1 protein-coding gene and 2 pseudogenes are annotated in these 3,065 nt (G+C 46.6%); 2 read left to right on the forward strand and 1 reads right to left on the reverse strand.

Features of this window, described 5'->3' with window-relative positions:
• Positions 1-101 precede the first annotated feature (101 nt).
• Positions 102-1,387 (forward strand): annotated as a pseudogene (locus NC994_RS27460) (IS701 family transposase).
• A gap of 95 nt (positions 1,388-1,482) precedes the next feature.
• Here the strand turns inward: NC994_RS27460 and NC994_RS27465 are convergent.
• Positions 1,483-2,262, reverse strand: a complete 780-nt coding sequence (locus tag NC994_RS27465; protein ID WP_199299392.1) for a transposase family protein — start codon at positions 2,260-2,262, stop codon at positions 1,483-1,485.
• Between NC994_RS27465 and NC994_RS27470 the strand changes: the two are divergent.
• A pseudogene (locus tag NC994_RS27470) lies at positions 2,261-2,980 on the forward strand (IS1 family transposase). The gene NC994_RS27465 and the pseudogene NC994_RS27470 sit on opposite strands and share 2 nt — an antisense overlap.
• Positions 2,981-3,065: the final 85 nt, after the last annotated feature.

Here is a 3,065-nt window from a genome sequence, read left to right on the forward strand (position 1 = left end):
GGCCTGCATCACTTTTTGCCGAAAGTCATTGCTGTAAGGTCTAGCCATAGCCGGGGAAAGATGCATCAGGACTTCTCCAGCTTACGTCCTCACCTCTCTGCATGCAGCTATATAAATCACTGTTTTCAGAAGTCAGAAGCTTTGAAGCTTTTAAGCATCTGCATATCGGGATGCTAACAGATATTAAGAGGAAAAGCCTACCTGCAATAGCTATCTTTAGCGGGGCTAGAGCAGGAACAATCATTGCATCACTTTCTCACGACATCTCCCTGGCAGGTAGAACAGTTGAGGGAGCAACGAATAAAGCTAATTTTACAAGTTTTAGAGGGACGAGAAATCATCCTAATTATTGATGAAACGGGTGACCGCAAGAAAGGAGATGAGACGGATTATGTCAAACGACAATATATTGGAAATTTAGGCAAGATTGAGAATGGAATTGTGGCGGTTACAGCTTATGGAGTAATTGACGGAATTACCTTCCCATTAATCTTTGAAGTATACAACCCCAAAGAACGCCTCCAAGTCGGAGATACCTACTTGAGTAAACCGGAAATTGCCGCTGGTATGATTCGACAATTACAAGCATGGGGCTTTGGGTTCAAGCTCGTCCTGGCTGATAGTTTATATGGAGAAAGTGGCAGTAACTTCATTGATGTGTTGTACGAGTTGAAGCTACCTTTTGTTGTAGCTATTGGCAGTAATCACGCCGTCTGGTTGCCCAAGGAGCAACGGGTACGCTGCAATCGTTGGAGAGAATTTAAGCGGATATTTTCAGATGGCACAACCCAGCAGAGATATATCCGTGAGATTATTTTTGGCAAGCGTCGTGCCACTCAGTTCTGGGAAATAACAACTGACCCCCAAACGTTACCTAAAAACTCAACTTGGTATGTAATGACTCATGCCCCAGAAATCAAATATCACCAAGTGGGTAATCTCTACGGATTGCGAAATTGGGTGGAATATGGCTTAAAGCAAAGTAAAAATGAACTGGGTTGGGCGGATTTTCGCGTTACTGATTATGCTCAGATTCAGAAATGGTGGGAAGTGGTAATGAGCGCTTATCTGCTAGTCAGTCTGCACTCAGCTTCACTAAACCCACGACCCGATTTTCCGGGGGATGATAAACCTTCTGTTGTGGTTAAGAAATTTTTTAGGCATCCTTGGTGGGATGAAGGAACTGGATGGAAGAATTTGTTAAATAATCTTCGTTTAGTCCTTCAACCCTTGGTCCTATTTAACTTGATTCGACCAAGGCTCGTAAGTCTTTCCCATTCCGACTCTATCTTTGGGATTTTCACGATTGATCGCGCTTATGAATTACTTTCATCGTGCAGTTCCCATACCTCTTCAAATGAACGAGTTCCTATTTTCTGCTGCCTAGAGTGACAGAAGAGCGATAGTTGAATCTATTCCTGATTATCCTCTCCCCCTAGTAACAAAAGAGGGAACATTGAAAGTCTAGAATTCTTGCGTGAATCAGGGGGTCTGGGAGCGGAGTAGTTCAACATTGATAATTGCAGCAATCAGATTGAAGCGCAGTCCAAATCGCTGGCGACGGTTTCGGTAACGCTCCCCGAGAATGCGGAAAATCTTCAGCCGTCGATTGACATGTTCAGCAATCACTCTTAATTGTGCCAAAGAGCGGTTGTGTTGACGTTCACTGGTATCTAACGGACGCTGGGGTGGCTTCTTGGTAGGAATACAACTACAACGGTGCAGTTTGGCAATGCCCTGATAGCCTTTGTCTGCTAGACATAGTTGCTCCGAAAGCCGCGGCAGACGATGACGCTTGAACAAGCTAAAATCATGCACTTGTCCTTTGCCAAAAGCAGTGCAAAGAATCAGTCCATCCTTCTGCCTGACTGCCACTTGAGCTGCTCTCGGTATGCTGCTTTTTCTTACCACTGTAATCGGCTCTTTGTTTTTTTGGGGACGCTCAATCGGGCTTTCCGTCACATCGACGACAACGACTTCCCCACTGTAGGCATTCTGGTAAAGCGTCTTCTTACCGGGTAATCGAAACGAACCACTCTCGATCAATCGGTGTTCGACCTTTTGCACTAGGCAGACCGCAGACTCGCTAAATCCCCAACTACTACCGATGTGGAAGTAGCTGCGATACTCCCGCCAATACTCCAGCACCACTAACAGTTGGTCGGGTGCGCTCAGTTTGGCTTGCCCGCCCCGTTTACCTCGTCGGGTAGTGCCCAAGATGTAATGATTGAGAAGTAGAGTTTCTCGCTGTCCTTCTTCCATGCCTGCCTGCCCAACTTGTGCATCTACCCACACGGTCAAGAATGGTCGTATTCACAACGGCAAACAACGGTTCAAGTATCACGGTTGTGGACGACAGTTCGTTGAACAACCGACAAAGAAAGTGATTGACCAAGCGACACGGAATCTCATTGACCGATTGCTGCTCGAACGAATTTCGTTGGCTGGAATTGCTCGGGCTGTCCAAGTGTCTGAGCAATGGCTGCTTTCCCTACGTCAATGAGAAATATGCCCGGGTGCCTCGAAGCGTGCAGGTAGCCCCAAAAAAAGGTGAAGCTAACGATGCAATGCGATGAATTATGGTCATTTGTGGACAACAAAAGCAATAAGCAGTGGGTCTAGTTAGCATTCGATACAGACACTCGTGAGATTGTCGGGGTCTACATCGGTAATCGCGACGAGACAGCCACCTGGAAATTGTAAGATTCCTTGCCTCCCGGTCTACCGTCAATGTGCAGTCGCCTACATCGATTTCTGGGCAGCTTATGCAGCCGTGTTTCCCAGCAAGCGGCATCAAGCTGTGGGGAAAGAGACTGGACAGACCAGCTACATTGAACGGTTTAACAATACCTTACGCCAACGGGTTTCTCGATTAGTCCGCAAAACCCTGTCGTTTTCAAAGTCATTAGAGAATCACCTTGGCGCAATTTGGTACTTCATCCATCATTACAATAGACCTCCTGCACGAATCGGAAGATAGTGTGCCAGTTTGGGCTCGCAGGCGGCACAATTAGAGTGAAACCGCATCGAAGCCTCAGGAGTGCTATGCCGTATCCAGACTTACA

The organism is Trichocoleus sp. AS-A1 (assembly GCF_039962015.1).
Classification (GTDB): domain Bacteria; phylum Cyanobacteriota; class Cyanobacteriia; order Cyanobacteriales; family FACHB-T130; genus FACHB-T130.

Bases quoted from the DNA above. Each gene is read 5' to 3' on its own strand.
- NC994_RS27465 (WP_199299392.1), bottom strand. From the start codon at position 2,262: ATGGAAGAAGGACAGCGAGAAACTCTACTTCTCAATCATTACATCTTG.